Raw genomic sequence first — 26,599 nt, forward strand, 5'->3', positions numbered from 1 at the left:
TAAAAAGAAACTAGTGTCTTACACATAGCTATGTTTTTTATTACAAGTGAAACGCCTTTTTTAAACTATCAAAACTATGTCTCTATGTGTTTGAAAAATCAGACCAAAAACAAAAAACAAAGAATAAAAAACTATAAAAAAGAGTAAAGATGAAAAGAGGAATATTCATAATCGCATTATTATTTTCCGTTCAAATGTTTTCGCAGGCCATTTATGAAGATGAGCGCTATGTACCGGAAACGGATCCGTTAGTGTTGAAAAATTTAGAAGAATGGCAAGGCAAAAAATTTGGATTGTTAATGCACTGGGGAACATACAGCCAATGGGGAATTGTAGAATCATGGTCGATATGTCCGGAAGATTATGGATGGTGTGAACGCAAAAAAGGAAGTAATCCGGCGAATTATAATCAATATGTAGCGGATTATGAAGGTTTGAAAAAAACATTTAATCCAACAAAATTCGACCCGACAAAATGGGCAAAAGCAGCAAAAGCGGCAGGAATGAAATACATGGTTTTTACAACAAAACACCATGACGGATTTAATATGTACGACACTAAATATTCTGATTATAAAGTAACAGATAAAGATTGTCCGTTCAGCGTTAATCCAAAAGCAGATATTTTAAAAGAAGTTTTCAATGCTTTTAGAGCAGAAAATATTTCAACAGGAGCTTATTTCTCTAAACCAGACTGGCATAACGAAAACTATTGGGATCCTTATTTTCCTCCTTTCGACAGAAACGTAAACTACGATCCATCATTATATCCGGAAAAATGGCAGAAATATGTTGATTTCACACACAATCAAATCTTAGAAATTCTTACCAATTACGGTAAAGTAGATATTTTATGGTTAGATGGAGGTTGGGTTAGAAAAAGAGACCAACAAAACTTAAAAGAAAACTATGACGAAAAGTTTGCAGAAAACGAATCTAAAAATGGTTTTATCAAACACAGAGTCGTAGATCAGGATCCTAAAATGGACGAATTGGTTATAAAAGCACGTCAAAAACAACCAGGATTAATCGTAGTTGACAGAGCCGTTCACGGAAAAAACCAAAACTATTTAACTCCTGAAGGTCGTGTTCCTGCAAAAACATTGCCTTATCCTTGGGAATCTTGTATTACTTCTGGCGGTGGATGGTCTTACACTCCGGATGCTAAATATTTAACAGGAAGAGAAGGAATTCACATGTTGGTTGATATTGTTGCAAAAGGCGGAAACTTATTATTGAATATCGCTCCAAGTCCGGAAGGAGATTGGCAACAAGGAGCTTACGATTTATTGGCCGCATACGGAGACTGGATGAAAGTAAATAGTACCGCTATTTATAATACAAAACCAATCGAGCCTTTTAAAGAAGAAAATATTTGTATGACACAAAACAAAGAAGGAAATGTATTCTTGTTTTATTTGGCTAAACAAGGAGAAGATAAAATTCCTGCAGAAGTGGTTATAAAATCGATCAATCCTAAAAAAGGAACAAAAATTACAATGTTAGGTTCTAAAACTTCATTAAAATGGACTAAAGAAGCGCAAGGATTTAAAGTTGTGATTCCTGAAAATTTAAGAAACAATTTACCATGTAAAGAAGCGTGGACTTTAAAAATTGAAGCTATTAACAGATAGAAAAAAGAATATGTTTTTAAACAAGAGGATAACTATAGAAACAGCATGTATTTTTTACATGCTGTTTTTTAGCATCACTATTTTTGCACAAGAACCTGCAGATTTCGTAAATCCGTTTATTGGAACTTCTAATTACGGAGCGACTTTTCCGGGTCCGATTGCGCCAAGAGGCATGGCAAGTATTAGCCCTTTTAATGTTGCCGGAAAACAGAATAAACTGGAGAAAGACAGTCAATGGCTATCGAATCCGTATGTAAATGAAAATACCTTTTTAACCGGATTTAGCCAGGTTAATATAAGCGGCGTTGGCTGTCCTGAATTAGGCGTTTTAATAGTAATGCCAACAACAGGAGCTGTAGAAACCAATCATTTAAAATACGGTTCAACGTATAAAAATGAAGTTGCAAAAGCAGCGTATTATAGTGTAGACATTGACAAATACAATGTAAAAGCAGAATTTACAGCATCAAAAAGAGTAGGCGTAAGCAAGTTTACTTTCCCGAAAGGGCAATCGAATATTTTACTGAATCTTGGTTTAGGTCTAACCAATGAAGAAGGTGCAATGGTAAAAGTCGTATCGCCTTCGGAAATTGAAGGAATGAGAAGCGTGGGCTCGTTTTGTTATAATAGTCCAGAAGATGCATATCCTGTTTATTTTGTGGCGAAATTTTCTAAACCAGCAAACAAATTCGGCGTTTGGAAAAAGCCATCAAAATATGAAGGTACAGAAGCACAATGGATGACCTACAACGGCAAAACCAGAATGATGGACAATACCATTAAAACGGTTGTTGGTGACAGTATTGGAACTTATTTTACGTATAAGTTTGATAAACAGGAAACTGTTGAGGTGAAAATTGGAATTTCGTATGTAAGTATTGCAAATGCAAGAGAAAATTTAGAAAAAGAAACAGGAAACAAATCGTTTGAAGCTGTTTATAAAGATACTTATAAGGAGTGGAACGAAGAACTTTCGAAGATTTTAGTCGAAGGCGGATCAGAAGATGATAAAACGATTTTTTACACTGCACTATACCACACTTTAATTCATCCAAATACCTTAAATGATGTCAACGGAGAATATCCTAAAATAAAAAGAACCAAGATTGGTAAAACCGATGGTACTCGTTATACCGTATTTTCTTTGTGGGACACATACCGAAATATGCATCCGCTAACGTCTTTAGTTTATCCTAAACAACAATCGGATATGATAAAAAGTATGTTGGAAATGTATGATGAAAACGGCTGGTTACCAAAATGGGAATTAAATTCAACAGAGACATTTACAATGGTAGGAGATCCTTCAAGTATTGTTATAGTCGACGCCCTCTTAAAAGGAATTCAGGATTTTGATTTTTACAAAGCCTATCATGCAATGGTACAAGCTGCAGATCAAATTGAAGAAAATCCGTTGCGTCCGGGACTTAAAGAATATATCGGGAAAGGGTATTTATCAACTAATTATCCTGGTCCCGTTTCTACAACGCTGGAATATAATACGTCAGATCATGCGATTTCACTTTTAGCAAAAGCTTTAGGAGAAAAAGAAGATTATAAGCGTTTTACCAAACGTTCACTTTCCTACCAAAAATTATATGACAAAGATTTAAAATTACTTCGACCAAGAACCGCTAACGGAAAATGGTATGAACCTTTTGATCCTGAAGCAGGAGCTAATTTTCAGGAAAATGTTGGTTTTATCGAAGGTAATGCATGGCAATATGCTTTTATGGTGCCACATGATATTGTTGGACTTAAAAAGTTAATGGGCGGCGACAAAGCTTTCTCGGATCAATTGCAAAAGGTTTTTGATATCAAACAATTTGATATGGCAAACGAGCCGGATATTGCTTATCCATATTTATTTAATTATGTAAAAGGAGAAGAATATAAAAGCCAGGAAATGGTCAAAAAACTGGTAAACGAATATTTTCAAAACAAACCAAATGGATTACCCGGAAATGACGATACAGGAACAATGTCTGCATGGTTAGTTTATTCTATGATGGGAATTTATCCGATATCTCCCGGCGATCCAATTTACACCATTACAGCGCCGATGTTTCATAGAATTACGATCAAATTAGATCCAAGATATTATAAAAAAGAAAGTATTGTAATTGAAAGACAAATCAATAATGATGGAAAAATCAATTCGATTGAGATAAACGGAAAACCACTTAATAGCTTTTTTATTTCGCACGAAGATTTTGTAAATGGAACAAAGCTGAAAGTGATTCAAAATTAAAAACAACACAATTATGTTACAACTAAGAATTAAAAAAACAGCCATTATTTTTGTAATGGCTGTAGGTTTTTTTAACCAAGGCTACTCGCAGAAAAAATACCCCTATCAAGACGCAAAACTACCGGTAGAAGATAGGGTAAAAGACTTGTTAAGCCGAATGAGTTTGGAAGAAAAGGTACGCCAAATGGACATGTACAAAGGCGAATTTTTTAAGGATAAAGAAGATTTTTCGAAATCTAAATCAGATCTTAAAATTGGAAATCTAGGAATTGGAGCCATTCATGACATTTATCCGCGTTCAGCGAAAATGATTAATGATCTTCAAAGTGAAATTATTAAAAAGAACAAATGGGGAATTCCTGCACTTATTATGTGCGAGATGCTTCACGGATATTTAGATGATGGAAGTACAGCGTTCCCAATGAATATTGGACTTGGTGCAACCTGGGATACTAATGTTATGGATAAAGTTGGAAAAGTAATTGGTGCCGAAGCCAGAGCACATGGTGTTCATTTTGGTTTTGGTCCAAATCTTGACATAGGCCGCGAACCGCGTTGGGGAAGAGTTGCAGAGACTTTTGGTGAAGATGCATTTTTATCGAGCGAAATTGGTCTTGCAATGATTAAAGGGATGCAAGGCGATGATTTAAAATCAGACCGATCTATTATTGCAGAACCTAAACATTTTGCAGTACACGGTATTCCCGAAGGAGGAGGAAATTCATCACCGGCTTTGGTTGGTGAGCGTGAAGCACGTCAGGATTTTTTACCAACATTTGAAAAAGCATTTAGAAAAGGCGGTGCATTAGGAACTATGTGTGCGTATTCTGAATTAGACGGAATTCCATGCGCGGCAAATCATTGGTTATTGACAGATGTTTTGAGAAAAGAATGGGGTTTTAAAGGAATTGTAGTTTCAGATTTAGGAGCAATAAAATACCTTCAGGTAACACATTACGTTACAAGTTCTCCAAAAGAAAGTATCAGAGAAGCCGTTTCGGCTGGAGTTGATATGCAGTTTTATGATTTTACAAATGAGTTTTGGCAAACCAGTATTATAGAGTTGGTAAATGAAAAGAAACTTACGATGGAAAATATTGATCGTGCAGCCGGAGGAGTTTTAAGACTTAAATTCTTGTTAGGTTTATTCGAAAACCCATACACAGATAAAAATTTAATTAAAGAGCGTTTTTATACCAAAGAAAATCAGGATGTTGCCTTAGAAGCAGCACATAAATCTATCATTTTACTAAAAAATGATAATAATATCCTGCCTTTAAGCAAAGACATTAAAACAGTTGCCGTTATCGGGCCAAATGCAAATGTTTCAAGATTAGGAGGATATGCCGTTAAAAATAAAGTAGGAACAACAGTTTTAGAAGGCGTTCAACAAATTGTGGGTAAAAACGCCAATGTACTTTATGAAGAAGGTGTTCCTTTAATTGTAAAAGGACAAATTATTCCATCGAAATTTTTATTTACTCCGGACGGATCTCAAAACGGATTAAAAGGAGAATATTTCAATAACAGAAATGTAGAAGGAACTCCGGCATTAACCCGTATCGATAGTCAATTAGAGTTTGACTGGCCTTGGTCTCCTGGTGACGGAGTTACAGACGATGATTTCTCAATTCGTTGGACAGGTTATATACAATCAGAAAAAGCATTTGACGGATGGTTAGGTTTAAGTTCTGATGACGGAATCAGAATGTGGATTGATGACCAATTGGTTATTGACAATTGGACAAAAGGTGCAACAAGCATGGTTACAACTCCAAAAAACATTGAAGCAGGTAAAAAATACAAAGTCCGTATCGAAATGTGGGAAGGAGGCTGGGGAGCCAGAGCACACTTGCGTTGGAATTTAGAAAAAGTAAACTTTCAGCCTGCAATTGATGCTGCTAAAAAAGCTGATGTTGCAATTGTGGTTTTGGGAGAATCAAATGAATTGGTGGAAGAAAACAGAGATGTTGCTTCTTTAGATTTACACGGAATGCAGCAGGAATTGATCGAAGCAATTCAAAAAACAGGAACTCCTGTAGTTTGTGTGTTGTTAAACGGTCGTCCGCTATCTACAAACTGGATCAGCGAAAATATCCCTGCAGTTGTAGAAGGATGGTTTCCGGGTGAATTTGGAGGAAGAGCTGTAGCTGATGTTTTATTTGGAGATTATAATCCGGCAGGAAGACTTCCTATTTCGGTTCCAAAATCAGTTGGACAACTACCTATATATTATAACCAAAAACCATCTGCGATTCATAAATATGTTGCAGAGAGCGAACATCCATTATATGCGTTTGGTTATGGTTTAAGTTATACAAAATTTGAATATTCAAATTTCACAATAAATACAAAAGAAATAAAACCCGACGGAGAATTGAAAGTTAGCGTAGATGTTAAAAATATTGGGAATTATGGCGGTGATGAAGTTGCACAATTATATATCAAAGATGTATATAGTAGTGTAACAACTCCAAGAAAAACATTAAAAGGTTTTAAAAGGTTATTCATCGAAAAAGGAGAAACAAAAAAAGTTGAGTTTACATTGACAGCTGATGAACTATCTATCTGGAACAGAGAAATGAAGAGAGTGGTAGAGCTAGGTGATTTTGAAGTTATGGTTGGTGGAAACTCTACAGATTTGCAAAAATTAAACTTTAAGGTTGTAGATTAGTCTATTGTGCTAATTGAATCGAAAAATATTTAGTGTTTTATGGGTTTTGATTAGAATTCTTTTATGAATTTAACAAAACCCAAAGATTAATAATGTGTAACCCCAGAAAACGTAAGGATTTTAACAGTAAAAAAGAGTGTTTTTAATCAAATTTTGACCAACACCTTTTCAAAGATGTCATTTGTCGAAATAATGATTTAGTTAACAAACACGATCCTTAAATTTAACATGTTATTAACTCAAAAAACAACCTATATGATTAAAGACGTACTAAAATTATTGTTGGTGGTTTGCTTGTTTGGATTTCAAAATCTTCAAGCCCAATCTACAACAATAAAGGGAATGATAACAGATGCTTCAAGCGGAATTCCGATTCCGGGAGCAAATGTTGTCGTTAAAGGAACAAAAACAAGTGTATCAACAGATTTTGATGGTAAATTCAGTATCAATGTTCCAAATCAGTCAGCAGTATTAGTTTTCTCTTATGTTGGCTCTGCTTCAAAAGAAGTGTCTGTTGCAGGACAAACAACTATTAATGTAACTTTAGGCGCAGACACACATCAGTTGGGAGAAGTAGTTGTTACAGCTCTTGGTATCAAGAGAGAGAAAAAAGCTGTAACGTATTCTGCTCAAAACATCGACGTAGCCGAGGTTTCTCAGGCAAGATCTTTAAACGTTGCCAACTCACTTTCAGGTAAAGTTGCAGGTCTTAACTACTCTACAACTTCAAATGGTGTAGGAAGTTCGTCTAGAATTACTTTAAGAGGGAATAGATCTCTTAATGGTAATAACCAACCTTTATATGTTGTAGATGGTGTGCCAATCAGTAACGGAACCACAACTGGTAATCCGGATATTGATACAGGAGGAACAACTCAGCCTGATGGTATCTCAAACATTAACCCTGAAGATATTGTTTCGATGACTGTTCTTAAAGGAGCGTCAGCTGCTGCTCTTTATGGAAACAGAGCGAGTAATGGTGTTATCCTTATTACAACAAAGTCTGGTAAAGCAGGTAAAACTTCTATTTCATTGTCTTCTAATTTTATGGCTTCTACAGCTTATAATTTGACAAATTTCCAAAATGAATACGGACAAGGAGATGGTGGAGTTTATAATCCTATATCTGTATCAAGTTGGGGAGGAAAATTAGACGGACGTCAGGTTGCTGCATGGCAATTACAACGTAATCCTAATTATTCAGGTCCTGCGACTACAGATTATTCGCCACAGCCAAATAACGTTATTGACTTTTACAAAACAGGATATAACTTAGCTAATACAATATCTGTTACTACAGGAAATGAAAAAGCACAAGGATATTTTTCTTATACAAACACTCGTGCAGAAGGTATTGTTCAAGGTAATGCTTTAGACAGACACAATCTTAACTTAAGATTGACAAGTAAATTATCTGATAAATTATCTTTGGATGTAAAAACAAACTACATTGTTCAGAATATTGATAATTTATTAAGAACTGGTGAAGAATCTATCGGTACATCAGCTTATTTATTACCTCGTAGTATCAAATTTAATGAGTATAAAGATTTTGAATATACTGATGCTGCAGGACAATTACAACAAAATTATTTCATAGACGAAGCAGGTTCTCCTGGAGGAAACCCTTACTGGTCTGCTTTACGTGATGATTCAAGAGATGACAGAAGAAACAGATTTATTGGTCTTGCCTCTCTTAAATATGATTTCACTAATACTTTAAGTTTACAAGTAAGAACTGGTCTGGATCAAATGACAAATAAATCTGTTAGAAACAGATATGCTACCAGAGCATTTAATAATAACTTAGGTTCATATAGTGAATCTTATGAAACAGTAAGTGAATTCAATACAGATGCATTACTTTCTTATAAAGAAAAATTCGGTGATTTTACAATTGGTCTTAATGCTGGTGCCAACATGTTAAAACAATCTAGTTCTGCATTAACATCTGGTGGTGTTTTAAGTAAAAGAAACTATTTTTCTTTAATCAATGTAGCTACAGTTCAGTCTACTTCAACAGCATTAGAAAAACAAGTTAACTCTGTTTACGGGTTTTCTCAAATTGCATTCAGAAACTATTTATTCTTAGACATTACAGCTAGAAATGACTGGTCATCTGCTTTACCAAAAGGCGCATTCTCGTTCTTTTATCCTTCTGTAGGACTTTCAGCTGTAATATCTGATATGGTTACCTTGCCTGAAGTGATTAGTTTTGCAAAAGTAAGAGGTTCTTACGCAAAAGTAGGTAATGATACAGATCCTTATCAAACTAGTTCTCAATTATCTTACATTGGTGGTAATGGTGGTATGTTGTATTCTCAAACAACAGCTGCTAATCCTAACCTTAAACCAGAGATGTCAAGTTCTTCTGAGTTTGGTGTAGATGTTAGATTCTTGAAAAATCGTTTAGGATTAGATTTTACATATTTCAAAACAAAAACGTCAGATCAGATTTTCTACATCAACACACCTGAATCTTCTTCAACATCAAGAGCAGTTGTAAACGGTGGAGATATTCAAAATAAAGGTATTGAGCTTACGCTTACTGCAACTCCAGTTCAGACAGAAAATTTCTCTTGGGATATTATGGCCAATTATGCTTCTTATAAATCAGAAGTTACTTCAATCTACGATAACAGACAAGAATTGGTTATTGGTGAAGGAAGGTTAGTTAGAAGTAAAGTTATTAAAGGAGGAGAATACGGTGATTTATACATCAAAGGATTCCAAAGAAACGCTGCTGGTCAGGTTATTGTAAATGCTGCTGGTATACCTTTAGCAACAGATGATTTTAGTGTTCGTGCTGGTAACTTTAACCCGGATTGGACTGCAGGATTAAAAAATAACTTCAAATACAAAGATTTCTCATTAAGTTTCCTTGTTGATTTCAGAATCGGTGGAGAAGTTATCTCTTACAGCCAGGCCAGAGAAGCTGGTTTAGGAGTTAGTGATGTTACTTTAGCAGGAAGAGAAGGTGGTATTGTGGTTGATGGTGTAGTAGGTACTACTACAGGTGGTGTAACTACATATACTCCAAATACTACAAGCATAACTGCTGAACAATACTGGACAGCAATTGGACAAAGAACTCCGGTAGCAGAACCTTTTGTTTATGATGCGACAAACATCAGATTAAGAGAGCTTGTTTTTGGATATTCATTACCAAAACGTATGCTACAAAATACTGGTTTCGCAAATATTGATTTCTCTTTAGTTGGAAGAAATTTATTCTTCTTCGTAAACAAAGCGAAATATTTTGATCCGGAAGCGGGAGCAGGTACAGGTAACTTGCAAGGTATCGAGTCTTTCAATATTCCTTCAACAAGAGAATATGGTGTGAATGTTAAGTTTGGATTTTAATTTAAAAAAGAAATAATATGAATAATAAATATAAAATTAAAACGATAGGAGTTGTCATGTCGATGCTCGCTGTTTTTTCAAGCTGTACCCAGGATTTTGAAGATATAAACACCAATAAAAATACGTTAACCGAAGATCAGTTAGATCAGACTCTTGCCGGTCCTGCATTTGCATCAGCATTATACGCAGGAATCCACAATGGATCTTATTCTTCTCCAGGAGTTGATGACCAGGGAACCTGGGGTATTGCTACAGGTATTTTGCCTTCTACTTTTACACAATATCTTAGTTGTGGATATGGTACAGAAAGAAATGCTTTTGTAAATGGTTATGAAGGACGTGGATGGTTAAGATTTTACACTGTTGCTGTACCGGCTTTAAATAATGCTATTAAAGCTTCTGCAGGAAATGCAGACGCACTAGCAGTATTAAAAATCTGGAAAGTGTTTATGTTCAATCAAATGGTAGATGCTTATGGTCCAATTCCATACACAGAAGCTGGAAATAAAAAAGAAAAAGTACCTTATGATAGCGTAGAATTTATCTACGGAGACTTTTTTAAATTGTTAGACGAAGCAAATGCTACGCTTAATACAACTTCAGCAACAACAGTTGCTGCTCTTCAGCCAAATGACAGAGTATATTCAGGAAACGTAGCGAGCTGGAAAAGATTTGGAAATAGTATGAGATTGCGTTTAGCATTAAGAATTTCAGATGTAGATCCTGCAAAAGCAAAAACTCAGGCAGAAGCTGCAGTAGCAGCAGGTGTTATAGAAACTAACGATCAAAGTGCAACTTTTAAAGTTAGTAACATTACACCAAACAACATGAACATGATTGTAAATGCTTGGGGTTATTATATGACTGCTTCTATGGAAAGTCTTCTTGTTGGATATGATGATCCAAGACTTGCCAAATGGTTTTCACCAGCTAATCCTACAGCTGCACCTGCAGCTCAATTTTATAGAGGTAGACCAGTTGGAGGTTTACAAGGACAGTTTGGAACAACTACATTCTCTATGTTTAATAATGACGTATTAGGAAGTGGTTCTAACGGAAGTCTTAGTGAAACTAAAAACATCGAAATCTTCATGGCGTCTGAAAACTATTTGAGCAGAGCAGAAGGAGCTTTGAACGGATGGAATATGAGTGGTACTGCACAAGGTTTATATGAGCAAGGTATTGCATTATCATTAAGACAATGGGGTATAACTGATGCTGGAGATATTGCTGACTATATTGCAGGAACATCTACACCAAGTATTCCAAATGCAGCAACTCTTTACCCAACTATAGGATTACAGACAGTTCCTGTAACGCTACCTGTTGCATGGAGTGCTTCTGTAGCAAACCAACGTACACAAATTGCAGTTCAGAAATATTTAGCAATTTTCCCTGAATCTTGGGAAGCTTGGGCTGATTTAAGAAGAAGTGATGCTAAAGTAATTTACCCAATAATTAATACAGACAATGTTGAAGCTGGAGTTGGGAAAAGCTTAATGAAACGTGTAATCTTTGTTACAAATGAATACTCTGCAAACAGAGACGCGGTTACAGATGCAATCACAAAACTTGGAGGTCCTGACTCAGGTGGTACAAGACTTTGGTGGGATACAAAAGAATAAATAAAAAATAAGTAAAGATAAAGAGATTCGTTACTTAGAGATAAAAGGAGAGGTAACTCTCCTTTTGTTTTATACAACTATCTGTAAAATAGCCACACAGAATAATAAAAACAGAAATTTAATAAGAATGGTTATCTGAGTTTTTAAGTATGATTAAAAATGATGCTGAATGATAACCGAAATACAAAGAATAATATGGCTAATAACAATACAATATCTCCCAATAAAAACACATTAATTCCGATTATAATTATAGCAGGTTTATTTTTCATTTTTGGATTTGTAACCTGGATCAACGGTGCTTTAATTCCGTTTATGAAAACCATAAATGAACTAACATCAGCACAATCACTTTTAGTAGCATCCGCATCTTATATTTCATTTGTAGTAATGGCATTGCCGGCTTCTTATATTCTATCAAAAATTGGATATAAAAAAGGAATGTCACTTGGATTATTTATTATCGGATTAGGTGCTTTGATTTTTATACCGGCCGCAGAAGCAAGAACCTATTGGATGTTTTTGATGGGAATTTTTATTCAGGGTACCGGAATGACTTTATTGCAAACAGCATCAAATCCTTATATCACTATTTTAGGCCCAATCGAAAGTGCTGCCAAACGTATTTCCATAATGGGAATTTGCAATAAAATAGCAGGCGCATTAGGGTCACTTATTTTTGGAGCCATTTTATTATCAGGAATAGACGAAATTCAACAAAAATTAACTGTTGTAAATGCTGCAGAAAAAGCAAAACTATTGAATACTATGGCTGATAGCGTAGTAACTCCTTATTTAATAATGGCAATTGTTTTATTTGTATTAGGCGTTTTAATACTAAAAGCACCTTTGCCGGACGTTGAAGCAGAACCAATTGAAGAAGCAAAAGAAGGCGAAACAACAAAAACAAGTATATTTCAATTTCCGCATTTATGGTTGGGCGTATTAACGCTTTTTATGTATGTAGGTGTTGAGGTTATTGCAGGCGATACGATTATTGCATACGGAATTTCATTAGGTTTTCCTGCTGCCGATGCCAAATTTTTCACCACATTTACTTTAATGGCAATGGTTGGAACTTATATTCTTGGCGTATTTTTAATTCCGAAGTTTATTAGTCAGGCATTAGCATTAAGAGTAAGTGCAATTTTGGGAATCATATTTTCTTTTTGCATCGTATTTACGCACGGATTTGTTTCTATTTTGTTTGTAGCAGCTTTAGGAATTGCAAATGCACTTGTTTGGCCTGCGATTTGGCCATTAACATTAAAAGGTTTAGGAAAGTTTACCAAAACCGCTTCAGCTTTGTTGATTATGGCAATTTCGGGAGGAGCAGTAATTCCTCCGTTATACGGAAAATTAGTAGATTCAAACAAAGCAGATATGATGGCTTTTGGTTTAAGCGAAGCTTTTGCAACAGCCAATGCCGCTACCGAAGGATATTGGATTTTATTGCCATGTTATATCGTTATTCTATATTATGCCGTTGCAGGACATAAGTTAGGTTTGAATAAAAAATAAATTTTAGTAATATTAATTGAAAGCAAAATTCAGATATTGAACTATTTAGGTTTTGCTTTTAATTAATGTAGTAACTCTTATTAAAAACAATGATTTCAAAATTTAAATATTTCATGCTATTTTTAGTTTTAGTATGTGTTTCCTGGTCCTCAATGGCGCAGGAACCAAAAGCGTATCATATTACAAATACTTTTATAACTCTTCAGCCTGTTACTACAAATAGTCACGCTGCCACATTGGTCGAAATTAAACCAAATGAAATCATGGCTGCATGGTTTGGAGGAAAATATGAAGGAGCAAAAGATGTCGGTATTTATTTTTCTAACTATAAAAACAATGTCTGGTCAACTCCAAAAAATCTTATTAAACCATTAATAAAACAAAACGATACTTTACCATGTTGGAATCCGGTTTTGTTTAAAAGCAAAAAAGAAACTTTATACCTGTTTTATAAAGTGGGGAAAAATCCAAGAGAATGGTTTGGAGCCATGATTACTTCTAAAGATAATGGAACGACATGGAGCGATCCTAAATATTTGCCCGAAGGTATTTTGGGACCAATAAAAAACAAACCGATAGAAGCAACTCCTGGAATTATTTTGTGCGGAAGCAGTACCGAAAGTGTAGAAGGTAACTTATGGAGAAGTCATGTTGAAACCTACAACGAAGCAACTGATACATGGAATAAAATAGCGATAACGGATAATAAAAACTTCGATATTATTCAGCCTACATTTTTGGTTCATCCAAATAAAATTCAAATGTTGTTTCGTAGTAAACACAATAAATTGATTACAAGCTGGTCTCAGGATAACGGACAAAATTGGAAAGAAACAGATAGTATAAATGTAGCAAATTCAAACTCAGGAATTGATGCTTTGTCTTTATCTAAAAAGTCTTTTTTATTGGTTAATAATCCGCTAAAACAAGGAAAAGACTGGTTTAACGGACGCAATGTTCTCGATGTTGAACATTCAAATGATGGAATTCATTGGCAAAAACTTTTCGATCTTGAATATCAACCTGATGGAGAATTCAGTTATCCGGCAATTATTCAAACTTCAGATAAAAAAGTCCATATTTTGTATACCTATAACCGAAAGTATATCAAACATGTTTCGTTTGAATTGACAAATTAGCTTTTGTAAAATATAAAAAATCACCGTTAGACCGATGAAATCTTTTCAAAAATTAGAATTTAAGATCTTATTCTTTACAGTACTATTTTTCAATATAGGAATGAATGCTCAAAATGGAATAAATGCCAAAACATTTTATCAGCACGATAAATATCTTTCGTCAGATAAAATGGAAGGTCGTTTTCCCGGAACAAAAGGGAACAATGATGCAGCAGATTATATCGAAAAATATTTTAAAAAATTCGGTTTAAAAAAGTTCAACGATAGTTATTTCCAATCTTTCAGTCTTTTTGTAAAAGAAGGTTTAAATAAAGTAAAATCAGACAGCGTTAAAACTCAAAACGTTGTCGGTTATATCGAAGGATCAGATGAAAAGCTTAAAAATGAATTTATAGTAATAGGCGCTCATTACGACCATTGGGGTTGGGGCGGACAAAATTCCGGAAGCAAAAAGAAAGATGTTGTAGCAATTCATAATGGAGCAGATGATAATGCTTCGGGAGTTTCGGCTTTGTTGTGTATTTTAGAAGAAGTTTCAAAATCTAAAATCAAACCCAAAAGAAGTATCATTTTTGTTTCCTTTAGCGGAGAAGAAGAAGGTTTGTTAGGATCTAAATATTTCGTTTCTCATTTACCTGTAGAAAAAAGCGCTGTAAAAGTAATGCTGAATATGGATATGGTAGGAAGATTAAATGCCGAAAAACAAATCTACATGGGCGGCGCCGGAACTTTTCCCGAAGGCGTTGAATTAATGAAAAAATTAGGAGAAAACAGCGGACTAAATCCGGTTGTGTTCGCCGGAGATGTTGGCGGATCAGATCATGTTTCTTTTTACAAAGCTTCGATTTCAGCCGTAGGTTTCCATACCGGAGGACATTCGCAATATCACACTCCCGAAGATGATATAGATTTAATTAATATTGATGGAGGCGCTTTGGTGTCGAAATATATTTATAATGCTTTGGTTTCGATTGCAGATTATGAGCAACCGCTGTATTTTATTAATCAGGATTAGTAAGTTAGTTGTACAGAAATTGATTCTATTTTAATCTTTTTTCAGGTAAATTCTTTTAATAATTTGATTTTTTAAAAACTGAACTTGTCCGAAAAATTGTATTTTTGTTGAATACATGTAAGTAAAGATTATTATATTTTGTATTGAATCATTTTGATACAAATCACACACAAATAAATATCTTTATTACGGATTGCTTTATTTTTTATTCCTAATTATTACCTTTGAATTATGAGCACATTAACGAAACCAAGTCATATAGGGCGAAAAATAAGCCGTATTCGTGAATTAAGAGACATGAAGCAGGAAGCATTGGCTCAGGCTTTAGGAACAAATCAACAAGCAATATCAGCAATAGAAAACAGCGAAACTATCGACGATGATAAACTTGCAGAAGTGGCAAAAGCGCTTGGTGTAACTGTAGAAGCAATTAAAAACTTTTCGGACGAAGCAGCTATTAATTATTTTAATAGTTTTACTGATACAAAGAATAGTCAGGTAAATTTTGGAAGCCATTGCACTTTCAATCCACTTGATAAATTGGTTGAAGTTTATGAGGAAAACAAGAAACTTTATGAGCGTTTGTTAGAATCTGAGAAAGAGAAAAATGCTTATTTGGAGAAATTGTTGAAGGATAAATAATTTTTTATAAGATATATTTAATTTAAAAAAAGAGACTTATTGGGTCTCTTTTTTTGTTGGTTGTAATGTGAAAAAACTCCGATATTGATTTTTTTTTATTATTATAGAATGCGCGGATTTTTTATGAAAAATCTTTGAGGAGCGAGGAGGGAAGCCTATATATTGCCTTGGATATACAAAAAACACTAAACTATTTTATTTAATAATCATTTGTATTTGTGTTATTGAGCACGTGATAAAAATAAAATTAATAAGTATATTTTTTTGTATTATAGAACATATTAATTTGTTGGAAACATTATATTGTTTCTTTTTATCTATTTGAGAGCTTAAGAATTTATTAAGGAAAAACCAAAAGATCAAAGAATAACTAAAGAATAAAATATGGTTGAATTTCGAACTATTCATTAAAATGTTAATTAACTTTAATTCATGAAGAAAAATTAAAGTTATAAATAATAATATTACAGAAAAAAGAATGAAAGGTTTTAGAATTAATACTTTGTTTAAATATATATAAATAAATAAATTTAGTGTCAAAAAGAATAATAAATACAAATAAGTCATAATGCTTTTTTAATTAATATGAAATTTTAAAACCTGCTCTTTTACCTAAAATTAGTCCTAGATCCCAGTTCTGCAAAATGTTCATTCGTAACGCTGCGTAAATGTCTCTGACTTTGCGCTATTTTAATGAAATCTTTTAGAAATCAATAGAATCTCAAACTCTTCGATTTTACTCTAAATATATTACAAATAACTTTTTTCTTTTTCAATTATCTTCTTTTTTAAAGAAAAATATCAACAAATTTTATTTTAGAAAAAGTGATAAAAGTTGGGAGATTTTTATCAAAATTACCATTAACGAGAACAAAAAAAATACGCAAAGTCAGGGACATTTGCGCAGCTTTTCATGAGAACTCTTTGTAGTTTATTTGCTTTTAATTTTTGTTCTGTGTTTTACACCAAAAGCGATTAAAGCATTAATTACAGGTTGAGTTTCAATAGCATGTTCAGTTAGCGTATACGAAACCGTAACTGGTTTTGTATTATTTACTGTTCTGGTTACAAGTAGATTATCTTCTAAATCCTGTAATTCTTTCGAGAGAACTTTTGGCGTTATCCCACCGACAGAATTGGCTAAAAGATCTTTAAAGCGCTGTGTTCCGTGCATGTAAAGACTTAGTAATATACAAAATTTCCATTTCCCGCTCAATAATTCTAAAGCATCTCGTAAAGCCCGCATATTTTCATTGCTGGTATCAATACATACATCTGTTTTCATAAATAGTAACTTTCCTAAAGGTAATCAATAGCAAAAGTATAGTAAATAGCTAATAGTTTTGATCTCAGTTAATTTTATTTTAAATATTTAAAAATCAAAGAATGGAAAAGAGTCAAAATAGTAAAGAACTTGAAGGTAAAATTGCCCTTGTAACAGGTGGAACCAAAGGAATAGGAAAGGCGATTGCAGAGCGTTTAACAAAAAGTGGTGCGAAAGTTATAGTTACAGCACGTAATAATCCTGATGCAGCAAATGCAGAACATCATTTTATTGCAGCAGACTTAACAAAGTCTGAACAAGTTTTAGCGTTAGTACAAAATATCAATGAAAACTTTGGAGGTATTGATATTTTAATTGACAACATTGGAGGCCTTACAACTCCAGGAGGCGGATTTAGTACTTTAACCGATGAGCACTGGCAAAATGAACTGCAATTAAATTTACTGAGCGCTATAAAACTTGATAAGGCATTATTGCCTAAAATGCTGGAGAAGAAAAATGGTGTAATTATTCATATTTCTTCCGTTGCCGGATTATCGCCGTTATGGAATCTTAATATGGCTTATGCCGTTTCTAAGGCTGCATTAAATGCGTATAGCAAAGCCTTGTCGAGTGAACTTGCGAGTAAAGGAATACGAGTTTTAACGGTGTCTCCCGGAGCAACAAAAACACCTCCTATGGAAAAATTTGTTGAAGATTTTGCTGCTTCTTCCGGAATAGCTATTGAAGATGCATTTCAACAATTGATGAATCAGGTAGGCGGCGTACCAATGGGCAGAATGGCAGAACCGGATGAAGTTGCATCATTAGTTCATTTTCTTGTTTCACCGGCAGCATCGTATCTCACCGGAACAAATTATCTTATTGATGGAGGAAGTCTTCCGGTAGTGTAATAGAATTTTACCATTTTAATTATAAGGGCGGTAAGAATAAAATATTTTTACTGTCTTTGTAATTAATGCGTACTTCATATAATTGTAAAAATGGTAGTTAGTTTAATTCTGCAAAATGCTCATTCTTAACACTAGCTAAGCTGAGGTGCCCTAGCTCCGCAAAGTTTGCTTTCGTTATTGTTTTAATGAATTTGAGAGCTAGGATAACTTATTGTCCAGTTCATACTATCTAATTCTTTTTTAGAATACTTATAAAATTTGGCATTTTTGCTATAAATAATAATATCCATATTTTTATAGAAATTCTCTTTATCTATTTTATTATAGATGTATAAATACAAAATAGAATCACAAGAAAATTCATCCATTTCATCAGATAAATAATTCCTAACAATAGGCGAACTCTCATTAGAAAAATTAAATTCTCCAGGAGCACAAACAACTGTGTATGCACAATCGTCCTCTATTTCGCTCTTAGCCTTTATAAAAATTTCATAGCTAATATCTTCTTTCGAATTATTTTTTATTACTAATTTATCTTTATGATATGAACATCCAGTAAATATCAATAAAAGAAAAAATATTTTTTTCATAACTTTTTATCTAAATGGGGTCAAAGTAATTTTATTTAAGCACCTGCTCCGTAAAGTGTTCATTCGTAGCGTTGCACAAATGTCTCTGACTTTGCGTTATATTAATGAAACGTTTTAGAATTCAATAAGGTCTCAAAGTCTCCGACTTTTACTTTAAATATATTAAAAATCTAATTATTTATTTTTATCAAACAAATGCTCATATAACGTGTTCTTTTCTAAGATTATATTTTCTTTCTTCGGAGTCATAATAAAGAGATAAATTTTCTGATCCTCTTTATAAATCAAAAAATTGGCTTTTAAACTTTTTAGGCCATAATATTCAATTTGACTATAGATTACTTTACTTTCCTGATTGTTAATTTTTATAACGTATTTATTGAAATCTACATTAAAACTCTTAATTGTATCATTGTTTATCTGATATTCGATTGCACTATCGGAAAAGAAATCAATTTGACTAATTTTGTAATTATCTTCAAAAATTCCTGGGTTTAAATTAACTTCATAAAGCCCTTCATTGATTGTTGAAAAATAGCCCGGAGTAGAATAGTTATTTGAAACATGATCCTTAAACTTAAAATTGTTAGAAACATTTCTCAACTTGACTACAAATAGAGAATATTTAGACTTAACTTCAAATTGTGATATTATAGTTTCTTTTCCTATAGTATAGCTTCCAATGCATCTATCATTTTTAAAAGATAATGTTTTAAATTTTAAACTTTTATAGGGAAAAAAAATCATTTCGTCTTTTAGCACATATTTTTTGCAGCTAAATAAAATTAAAACCAACAGAATAATAAAGGTAATTTTCATATATAATTATTAATGGGTATTTAATTTTTTGATTTAATATCCTAGCTACTATTTTAATGCAATCTATTAGAATTCAGCAGAATATCAAACTCTTTACTCTAAATATATTACAAATAACTTTTTTCTTTTTCACTTATCTTCTTTTTTAAAAGAAAAACATCAACAGTTGTTATTTCAGAAAAAGAAGTAAAAGTCGGGAGATTTCTATCAAGTTTAATCATAATTTATCTAAACTTTTAGCTGCAGTCTATCAGGACTTTTTACATTTTTTATTCTTCAGTATTTTTCATCCTTAATATACTTTGTCTTGTGACCAATAATTTCCGTTTTGTGTCATTTTTTTATAATCGATTTTTTATCTCCAGTAATTTAGACTCATGACAATGCTTATGTATTGTTGTAAATGCATGTCCAAAATCAACTATAAAATACACAAAACTATGACTACTGAAAACTATGATGTAATCGTTATTGGAGGAGGACCAATTGGTTTAGCTACGGGATACCATCTTGGCAAACGAAAAGCAAAAACCTTGGTGCTGGAGCAATTTACGTTTGTAAATCAATTAGGAAGTTCTGCCGGAGTTTCTCGCCAGTTTAGAATTCCATATCCACAGGAATATATGGTGCAGATGGCATTAGATGCACAGCCTTATTGGGATGCTCTCGAAAAAGAAACGAATACTTCATTATTGGATAAAGTAGGTACACTCTGGTTTGGAGATCCTAATGTACATTCTACCGAAGGAAATATTGCTGATGCTGAAAAGGCATTAAAAGCATTAGGAGTTCCTTATACATCTTTGACAGCTAAAGAAATCGAAGAAAAATATCATTTTAAAAACTTACCCGTAAACTATACCGGATTATTTCAGGCAGATGGTGCCAGCATTAATTTTAAAGCAACAAACGAAACGCTTTTAGATTTATGTAAAAAACAAGAAACCGTTCAGTTACAAGAGAATTCTCCGGTTTTGGGAATCAAACAAGTGGGAGAACTTTTTGAACTTACAACTCCAAACGGAATTTACATCGCCAAAAAACTGGCTATTATTCCCGGTCCCTACATTAATAGTGTGATCAATCTGCTGGATTTTAAAATAGAAGCTACGTATTGGAATATGTCTTCGGCCTATTTCAAAAAAACCGATCCAAATATTCAATATCCAACCTGGTTTGTTTTTCAAAATGCGATTGGCGAAAACGGAAATCAGTTTTATGGTTTTCCATCTGTAGATTGGGATCATCCGGAATACATTCGCGTAGCGCCTGACTTTGTTATAAATCCACTTGAAGAACCAAGCGACAGAACCCTAATTCCTAATCCACAAGAATTGGGATATACTTCTGATTGGGTAAAAGACCACATGACAGGATTAAGCACAGAACCTGAATATACTTCGACTTGTTTAATTTCCCTGAGTAAAATTGCAAATAAAGAATTGTTGATTGATTTTGCCCCAAGCTATGTGCCTAATCATAAAAATATTGTATTATACGCCACAGGATGGGCAGCAAAATTTACTCCGTTTTTAGGAAAAATCATGTCAGATCTTGCCTTAGACGGACATACAGATTTTGATATTACACCTTTTCAATTAGGACACAAATACTTTAAAGCATTTTAAAAATCACGACATTATGAATAAAATACGCCATTAAATTCAGAAATGAAACCTGATTTAAAAATCGAAACTGCTATTATTGGTGCCGGAACTTCCGTTTTATATTCGGCTTATCGTTTGGTAACCGATAAAAAATACACCGCTGACCAGGTGCAAATTTTTGACATGAGCAATAAATTAGGCGGAAGGCTGGAATCTGTAATCATGCCGGGAATGGATTTTGCGGGGAAGCTTATTATGATCAGCAAGGCTGGGTTGAAGGCGCGTTTTGTGAAGCAGAGAAAATGCTGCAGGATTATTTTGGACTCGATCGTCCGTTCTGGCTTCCTGAAAGTTATTATTTAGGATGGTAAAATAAAAATTCCATTATCAATACAAATTATTAATTAAAAAAGACAATAACATGTTAAAACGTAATGACCCTGCTGATGAGTTAAGTTTACCTCATTTAGCTAAAAATATAGATTTAAATCAAAATGAAGTATCATTTAAATCTACTCCTGAAAGTAAAGGCATATTAGGGGATTTGATGGATAATTATTCAAAAGTTCAAATTGAAACCCCAATTAGAGCCTTTAATGAAAACAATCTGCAGCAAATTGTAAACAATGTAGATTACGGTGTTTTAAAAGTATTAGAAGGAACGTGGGTAAGCTACAACCATAACGGACAAAGCGACAGAAAATTAAACGGAAGCGGTATACATACCACCATTATGCCGTCGCCGGGTACAAATGCAGGAACGATTCCGGGAAAATATAGTTTTGAATGTGAAGAATACATAGAAAAACTAACATTTGATTTAGTACCGGGCGGTGTTCGTAATCGCGGCGGTGCAAATGAGCAATTCTGTGGTGCGGTTAAATATGAACAAAGTATTAAAAGTGTAAACGAAGTTCCAGGTGAGTCAGCATTAAAATACACACCAATTCACGAAGAAAACGGTATGTATTTATGGCTTAGCGATATATTTAATTATGCCGCTAACGATAAAACAATTAAAGAAGATCGCGGTGTGATTCCTGTATCTCCATTAAACAAGAATAAAGATTTATATAAAAGCGGATATCAGGACGAAACGCTGTTTTTGATTGTAAATGATGAAGGGAACAAAGAATACGTAACTCTTGAAAATCTAAACGGAAGACAATATTCTGAAATTATTGCAGCAAAAGAACTTAAAGCCGGAGCTGGCCAAACGGGACCTTACTTTATACCAGATTATTCTATTTCACGAAGCGGTGTAATTCCGCACGGAAGTACGATAACTTTATTAGGAGATCTGGTTTCAGACAATGGCTATTTAATTGACAAAGAACCAAAATTCCCGGAAGGCGATGCGGCCTGGAAATATGATCATCTTTCCATTTCAAGAACTATGGGTGGAGCCGGTGCAAGCGAAGCCAAACCTATAAATCTTGACAAACCTGCGCCTGACTGGGTATTCCAAAAACTTGATTATAGTACTGATCCTCAAGAAAACAAAATTTATACACAGCGAATACTGGCTCATCCGTTATATCCGTATTCAGTAAGACCTGATTTACGCCTTCGTGATTCCATAAAAGGAGAGAAAATAAATAATCACGTACTTATTAAGATGTCATCTAAAAATAAAACAGGAGCTCAAGGTGGCATATTAAATGTTCCGTTTGTAAATCGTTTCGTTAGTACAGTTGAAATGAATATGAAAATGTGGATTGAAGCAGTTGAAGAAAACGGAAAAGAAATTCTTCAGTTGCAATACGAACAGATTATATTTTTCGAATTTGATTTTGGAGATGACGGAGGTACTACAAGCTGGCCGCACATTCAAGTCAATACACTTCGTAAAATAGAAGATGTTTCTCCTGATCAGAAACGTTTCATTGAAGAGCAATTCCCAAGCTCACGTAAAAGTGAATCTTCTGCGCAAGCTTCAGGATGTCCTTATCACAAAGAATAATTTCTGGTATAATCCATAACTTTTAAAGCTGATTCAAAGTGTTTTTTTGAAATCTGCCAAAATAAAAAGCCTTTAAACATCATTGTTTAAAGGCTTTTTGACTTTTATTTTTTTTTGAAATTTTTAATGATAGAAGAAATAGATAATAAAGATGTTATCGTTCATGAGAAATAAAGATAAAAATCATTATAAATAGGTCTATTATGCTTCTTAAATATCTTCTTTTATATATTGATTACTAGTGTAATTATATATAAAAAAGTGAATTCTTCTTTTTTATATTAAAAAAAATGATAAATAAACAGTAAAAATCGTTTACACTATTATTATCTGGAATAAATATAAATAATTTGGTTTATTTTAAGACAACGTATAAATTTGCGCTATTAAAAACAATTCTAAATAACATGAAAGTAAAAATACTACTGCGATTATTAAGCTGCTGTCTAATGCTGCTTACAGCTGCAACTTCGTTTGCACAGACAGGTACTATAAAAGGAACAGTTTCTTTATCTAATGATGAAGCTGCGGACAATATTTCTGTGGCCATTAAAGGAACAAAGATTGGAACCGTTACTGATGCTCAGGGAAATTACGAAATTAAAAACATCAAACCGGGTAACTATACACTAAAGGCTTCCGTAATAGGATTTTCATCTAAGGAAGAAAGCATTACAGTTACAGCAGGAAATGAATTTGTAGTAAACTTTACATTGATAACTACATCTGAAGCGCTAACGGAAGTATTTGTTAAAGGAAATGCAAACAAATATACTAAAGCAGAAAGCCAGTATGTATCTAGAATGTCAGTTAAAAATCTTGAAAACTCACAGGTTTATAATGTGGTAACTAAAGAATTGATAAAAGACCAATTAGTAACAAACCAGGACGAAGCTTTAAAAAATGTTCCGGGTTTATACCAATTATGGGCTGCTACAAACCGTGCTGGTGACGGAGCTTCTTGGTATTCACTTCGTGGATTTACTACGCAGAGTTTAGTAAGAAATGGTCTTGCAGGAAAAGTAAACAGTAATACAGATGCTGTAAACCTTGAAAGAATTGAAGTTATAAAAGGACCATCTGCTACACTTTTTGGAAATGTAGTTTCATCATACGGAGGATTAATCAATCGTGTAACTAAAAAACCTTTTGAAACTTTTGCAGGAGAAGTTTCATACCAAAACGGAAGTTATGGTTTTAACCGTTTAACTGCAGATGTGAATACTCCAATAAACGATGACAATACAGCATTATTCAGATTGAATGCTGCTTTTGGTAATGCAAATACTTTTCAGGATTTTGGTTCTTCAAAAAGTTTTTTTGTAGCTCCATCTTTCTCTTATAAAGTAAATGATAAACTTACCATTTCGATTGATGCTGAAATAGGAAATCAGGATAACTCAGGTATGCCTTTAATTTACCTTCCTTATGGAGTTTCAATTGCTCAGTTAGGAGTTAGTAATGCTAAAGATCTTGATATCAACTTCAAAAGATCATTTTTAGGAGATGAGTTCATTATGAATACTAAAACGTTAAATGTTTTTGCACAGGCTTTGTATCAAATCTCTGATGAGTGGACTTCACAATCTGTATTTAGCAGTAGTTCTAATAAAGCAGTTGGTTTGCAAACATGGTTTTACCTTTTGCCAAACCAACAATTATCAAGAAACGCATGGGATGCAAATGGTAGAGATAATGCTATCGAATTTCAACAAAACTTTAATGGTGATTTCAAAATTGGATCAATGAGAAACCGCTTTTTAGTAGGTGGTGATATATATCAGGGTACAAATAATTTAGTATTCAAAAATTTGCCAGGTTATGCTGCGTATGATGTCGTAAATTACACTGGAACGGCAGCAAATTATTATGATTTTAACCCAACCAATGTAAAAAACAGACTTGTTGGAGATGGAGCTAATTATATTCCATATACTTCTACCAGTTCTATATCAACTTACAGTGCTTATGTTGCAGATGCAATTAACATTACAGAAAGATTAATTCTTTCGGCAGCCGTTCGTTTTGATCACTTTGAAAACGAGGGATCATTTGATCCTGCTTCAAATACAGAGGCTGGCAAATTTTCTCAAAATGCATTCTCGCCAAAATTTGGTGCCGTTTTTCAAATCTTAAAAGATCAGTTATCTGTATTTGGTAACTACCAAAACAGTTTTAAAAACGTAGGATTTGCAAGCGCAAACATTGGAGGTAATCTTGAATTGAAACAATTTGATCCTGAAAGAGCAAACCAGTTTGAAGGAGGTATAAAAGTAAATGCATTCCAAAATAAATTGAGTGCTACCCTTAGTTACTATAATATCAAAGTAAAAGATATCGTAACTGCAGATCCTAATTTCCCAAATGCAAACGTACAAAACGGAACACAATACAGTAAAGGTTTTGAATTAGAGCTTATCGCAAATCCAATTCCGGGATTAAATTTACTTGTAGGTTATGCAAAAAATGATTCTGAGTTAAATGGTATAAGACCTGTAACTGCAGGACCGGAAAATTTAATTAACTACTGGTTCAGCTACAACCTTCAAACAACGAAACTAAAAGGATTAGGTTTAGGATTTGGTGGAAATTACGGAGATGCTACAAACATCTACAATGACGGAGCAGGAGAAACTTTCGCACTTCCTTCATATTCTGTAGTAAATGCTGCATTGTATTACGATCAACCTAAATACAGAGTATCATTAAAAGTAAATAACCTTACAGACGAATTATACTTTAACGGTTATACAACAATCAACGTTCAGGCTCCACGTACATTTATGGGAAGTGTAGCATATAAATTCTAATTGAATTTAAAAATATATAAGAACAGCAAAATGGCTCGAACTAATGTTCGAGCCATTTTTATTATTATGGTATCGCTTTTTTCTTAAAACGCTGAAAGTATCGCTAGTTTTTACTTTGATATTTAGAAATATAAACCTTCAAAATTTTAAAGACAATTACAGCCAGTACTATTCCAATAATTGCAGCTACTATTACATCTCCCGGATAATGAACACCATTATAAATTCTGCTATAGGCAACTAATACTGCCCAAAAACCTAATATCCATTTTAAAGGATTAAATTTTTTAGGAAGTAAAAGAATAAGAAATGTAGCAAGTCCAAAAGCATTGGCAGAATGTGAAGATACAAACCCATATTGTCCGCCCGGGCCGGCTTTGCTTAAATGGATAAGTCCTTCTAAAATAGGTTCATGTGAAGGACGTAATCGCTTAACCAAATTCTTAATCAAGTGAGAAGCAATCTGGTCACAAAGAGTTATCAATAAAGCGATACTTATTAATATAGTTATACTTTTCTTTTTGTATTCTCTAATCAAAAGAATTACTATTAATAGATAAAATGGAATCCAAAATAATTTATCGCTTGCCCAATACATAATTGGGTCAAAAAATGAATTGTGTTTGCTATTAAGAAATAAGAAAAGCTGCGTATCTAATTCGTTAAGTTTTTGAAGCATAATTTTTGATTTAATCTTTATGAAATGTTTAATATGAAATAAATAGGCTGCAGTAATGAAACCATGAAATTATTACATCACACTTT

Annotated in this window: 18 protein-coding genes; 14 read left to right on the forward strand and 4 right to left on the reverse strand. The window is 33.5% G+C overall.

Features of this window, described 5'->3' with window-relative positions; all coding sequences use genetic code 11:
• Positions 1 to 149: 149 nt before the first annotated feature.
• From GKZ86_RS23075 to GKZ86_RS23115, 9 genes are all read left to right on the forward strand, one after another.
• On the forward strand, positions 150 to 1,634 hold the full coding sequence (locus GKZ86_RS23075; protein ID WP_154785399.1) for an alpha-L-fucosidase: 1,485 nt from the start codon (positions 150 to 152) through the stop codon (positions 1,632 to 1,634).
• Positions 1,635 to 1,644: 10 nt separating this feature from the next.
• On the forward strand, positions 1,645 to 3,885 hold the full coding sequence (locus GKZ86_RS23080) for a GH92 family glycosyl hydrolase (protein ID WP_154785400.1): 2,241 nt from the start codon (positions 1,645 to 1,647) through the stop codon (positions 3,883 to 3,885).
• Between the two features lie 13 nt (positions 3,886 to 3,898).
• A complete protein-coding gene (locus GKZ86_RS23085) occupies positions 3,899 to 6,559 on the forward strand; it encodes a glycoside hydrolase family 3 protein (RefSeq protein ID WP_154785401.1) in 2,661 nt (886 codons plus the stop codon).
• Between the two features lie 255 nt (positions 6,560 to 6,814).
• The gene (locus GKZ86_RS23090) at positions 6,815 to 9,922 is read left to right on the forward strand and encodes a SusC/RagA family TonB-linked outer membrane protein (protein WP_154785402.1); all 3,108 of its coding nucleotides are present in this window, start codon (positions 6,815 to 6,817) and stop codon (positions 9,920 to 9,922) included.
• A 17-nt stretch (positions 9,923 to 9,939) separates the two neighbouring features.
• Positions 9,940 to 11,547 carry a SusD/RagB family nutrient-binding outer membrane lipoprotein gene (locus tag GKZ86_RS23095; protein WP_154785403.1) on the forward strand — a complete coding sequence of 536 codons (1,608 nt, stop codon included), beginning with the start codon at positions 9,940 to 9,942 and terminating at the stop codon, positions 11,545 to 11,547.
• A 195-nt stretch (positions 11,548 to 11,742) separates the two neighbouring features.
• On the forward strand, positions 11,743 to 13,068 hold the full coding sequence (locus GKZ86_RS23100; protein WP_154785437.1) for a sugar MFS transporter: 1,326 nt from the start codon (positions 11,743 to 11,745) through the stop codon (positions 13,066 to 13,068).
• A gap of 113 nt (positions 13,069 to 13,181) precedes the next feature.
• Positions 13,182 to 14,207, forward strand: coding sequence for an exo-alpha-sialidase (locus GKZ86_RS23105; RefSeq protein WP_228526548.1), 1,026 nt, complete (start codon positions 13,182 to 13,184; stop codon positions 14,205 to 14,207).
• A 34-nt stretch (positions 14,208 to 14,241) separates the two neighbouring features.
• Positions 14,242 to 15,222, forward strand: coding sequence for a M20/M25/M40 family metallo-hydrolase (locus GKZ86_RS23110; RefSeq protein ID WP_154785405.1), 981 nt, complete (start codon positions 14,242 to 14,244; stop codon positions 15,220 to 15,222).
• Positions 15,223 to 15,453: 231 nt separating this feature from the next.
• Positions 15,454 to 15,864, forward strand: coding sequence for a helix-turn-helix domain-containing protein (locus GKZ86_RS23115; RefSeq protein ID WP_154785406.1), 411 nt, complete (start codon positions 15,454 to 15,456; stop codon positions 15,862 to 15,864).
• A 931-nt stretch (positions 15,865 to 16,795) separates the two neighbouring features.
• On the opposite strand, the gene GKZ86_RS23120 is transcribed toward GKZ86_RS23115, so the two are convergent.
• Positions 16,796 to 17,149, reverse strand: a complete 354-nt coding sequence (locus GKZ86_RS23120) for a helix-turn-helix domain-containing protein (protein WP_154785407.1) — start codon at positions 17,147 to 17,149, stop codon at positions 16,796 to 16,798.
• Between the two features lie 101 nt (positions 17,150 to 17,250).
• Here GKZ86_RS23120 and GKZ86_RS23125 point away from each other — a divergent pair, with 101 nt between their 5' ends.
• Positions 17,251 to 18,042: an SDR family oxidoreductase gene (locus tag GKZ86_RS23125; RefSeq protein WP_154785408.1), complete on the forward strand. Its 792-nt coding sequence runs from the start codon at positions 17,251 to 17,253 to the stop codon at positions 18,040 to 18,042.
• A gap of 182 nt (positions 18,043 to 18,224) precedes the next feature.
• Here the strand turns inward: GKZ86_RS23125 and GKZ86_RS23130 are convergent, their stop codons facing one another.
• Together GKZ86_RS23130 and GKZ86_RS23135 are read right to left on the reverse strand one after the other, a co-directional pair.
• A complete protein-coding gene (locus tag GKZ86_RS23130) occupies positions 18,225 to 18,635 on the reverse strand; it encodes a hypothetical protein (protein ID WP_154785409.1) in 411 nt (136 codons plus the stop codon).
• A gap of 174 nt (positions 18,636 to 18,809) precedes the next feature.
• Positions 18,810 to 19,397 carry a hypothetical protein gene (locus GKZ86_RS23135; protein WP_154785410.1) on the reverse strand — a complete coding sequence of 196 codons (588 nt, stop codon included), beginning with the start codon at positions 19,395 to 19,397 and terminating at the stop codon, positions 18,810 to 18,812.
• 497 nt (positions 19,398 to 19,894) lie between these two features.
• On the opposite strand from GKZ86_RS23135, the gene GKZ86_RS23140 reads away from it, so the two are divergent.
• The 4 genes from GKZ86_RS23140 to GKZ86_RS23155 all read left to right on the forward strand — a co-directional run bounded on the left by GKZ86_RS23140 (position 19,895) and on the right by GKZ86_RS23155 (position 25,834).
• Positions 19,895 to 21,082: an FAD-dependent oxidoreductase gene (locus GKZ86_RS23140; RefSeq protein WP_154785411.1), complete on the forward strand. Its 1,188-nt coding sequence runs from the start codon at positions 19,895 to 19,897 to the stop codon at positions 21,080 to 21,082.
• Positions 21,083 to 21,124: 42 nt separating this feature from the next.
• Positions 21,125 to 21,424, forward strand: coding sequence for an NAD(P)-binding protein (locus tag GKZ86_RS25500; RefSeq protein WP_228526549.1), 300 nt, complete (start codon positions 21,125 to 21,127; stop codon positions 21,422 to 21,424).
• 58 nt (positions 21,425 to 21,482) lie between these two features.
• Positions 21,483 to 23,024, forward strand: a complete 1,542-nt coding sequence (locus GKZ86_RS23150) for a peroxidase, FMP-type (protein ID WP_154785412.1) — start codon at positions 21,483 to 21,485, stop codon at positions 23,022 to 23,024.
• A 407-nt stretch (positions 23,025 to 23,431) separates the two neighbouring features.
• Positions 23,432 to 25,834 carry a TonB-dependent receptor gene (locus tag GKZ86_RS23155; protein ID WP_154785413.1) on the forward strand — a complete coding sequence of 801 codons (2,403 nt, stop codon included), beginning with the start codon at positions 23,432 to 23,434 and terminating at the stop codon, positions 25,832 to 25,834.
• Positions 25,835 to 25,937: 103 nt separating this feature from the next.
• Here GKZ86_RS23155 and GKZ86_RS23160 read toward each other — a convergent pair whose 3' ends face one another.
• A complete protein-coding gene (locus tag GKZ86_RS23160; protein WP_154785414.1) occupies positions 25,938 to 26,513 on the reverse strand; it encodes a phosphatase PAP2 family protein in 576 nt (191 codons plus the stop codon).
• Positions 26,514 to 26,599: the final 86 nt, after the last annotated feature.

The sequence above is a fragment of the Flavobacterium sp. LC2016-13 genome (assembly GCF_009707955.1).
Taxonomy (GTDB): domain Bacteria; phylum Bacteroidota; class Bacteroidia; order Flavobacteriales; family Flavobacteriaceae; genus Flavobacterium.

Bases quoted from the DNA above. Each gene is read 5' to 3' on its own strand.
- GKZ86_RS23090 (WP_154785402.1), top strand. From the start codon at position 6,815: ATGATTAAAGACGTACTAAAATTATTGTTGGTGGTTTGCTTGTTTGGA.
- GKZ86_RS23080 (WP_154785400.1), top strand. From the start codon at position 1,645: ATGTTTTTAAACAAGAGGATAACTATAGAAACAGCATGTATTTTTTAC.
- GKZ86_RS23140 (WP_154785411.1), top strand. From the start codon at position 19,895: ATGACTACTGAAAACTATGATGTAATCGTTATTGGAGGAGGACCAATT.
- GKZ86_RS25500 (WP_228526549.1), top strand. From the start codon at position 21,125: ATGAAACCTGATTTAAAAATCGAAACTGCTATTATTGGTGCCGGAACT.
- GKZ86_RS23155 (WP_154785413.1), top strand. From the start codon at position 23,432: ATGAAAGTAAAAATACTACTGCGATTATTAAGCTGCTGTCTAATGCTG.
- GKZ86_RS23160 (WP_154785414.1), bottom strand. From the start codon at position 26,513: ATGCTTCAAAAACTTAACGAATTAGATACGCAGCTTTTCTTATTTCTT.
- GKZ86_RS23150 (WP_154785412.1), top strand. From the start codon at position 21,483: ATGTTAAAACGTAATGACCCTGCTGATGAGTTAAGTTTACCTCATTTA.
- GKZ86_RS23130 (WP_154785409.1), bottom strand. From the start codon at position 18,635: ATGAAAAAAATATTTTTTCTTTTATTGATATTTACTGGATGTTCATAT.
- GKZ86_RS23110 (WP_154785405.1), top strand. From the start codon at position 14,242: ATGAAATCTTTTCAAAAATTAGAATTTAAGATCTTATTCTTTACAGTA.
- GKZ86_RS23085 (WP_154785401.1), top strand. From the start codon at position 3,899: ATGTTACAACTAAGAATTAAAAAAACAGCCATTATTTTTGTAATGGCT.
- GKZ86_RS23125 (WP_154785408.1), top strand. From the start codon at position 17,251: ATGGAAAAGAGTCAAAATAGTAAAGAACTTGAAGGTAAAATTGCCCTT.
- GKZ86_RS23115 (WP_154785406.1), top strand. From the start codon at position 15,454: ATGAGCACATTAACGAAACCAAGTCATATAGGGCGAAAAATAAGCCGT.
- GKZ86_RS23100 (WP_154785437.1), top strand. From the start codon at position 11,743: ATGGCTAATAACAATACAATATCTCCCAATAAAAACACATTAATTCCG.
- GKZ86_RS23120 (WP_154785407.1), bottom strand. From the start codon at position 17,149: ATGAAAACAGATGTATGTATTGATACCAGCAATGAAAATATGCGGGCT.
- GKZ86_RS23075 (WP_154785399.1), top strand. From the start codon at position 150: ATGAAAAGAGGAATATTCATAATCGCATTATTATTTTCCGTTCAAATG.
- GKZ86_RS23095 (WP_154785403.1), top strand. From the start codon at position 9,940: ATGAATAATAAATATAAAATTAAAACGATAGGAGTTGTCATGTCGATG.
- GKZ86_RS23105 (WP_228526548.1), top strand. From the start codon at position 13,182: ATGCTATTTTTAGTTTTAGTATGTGTTTCCTGGTCCTCAATGGCGCAG.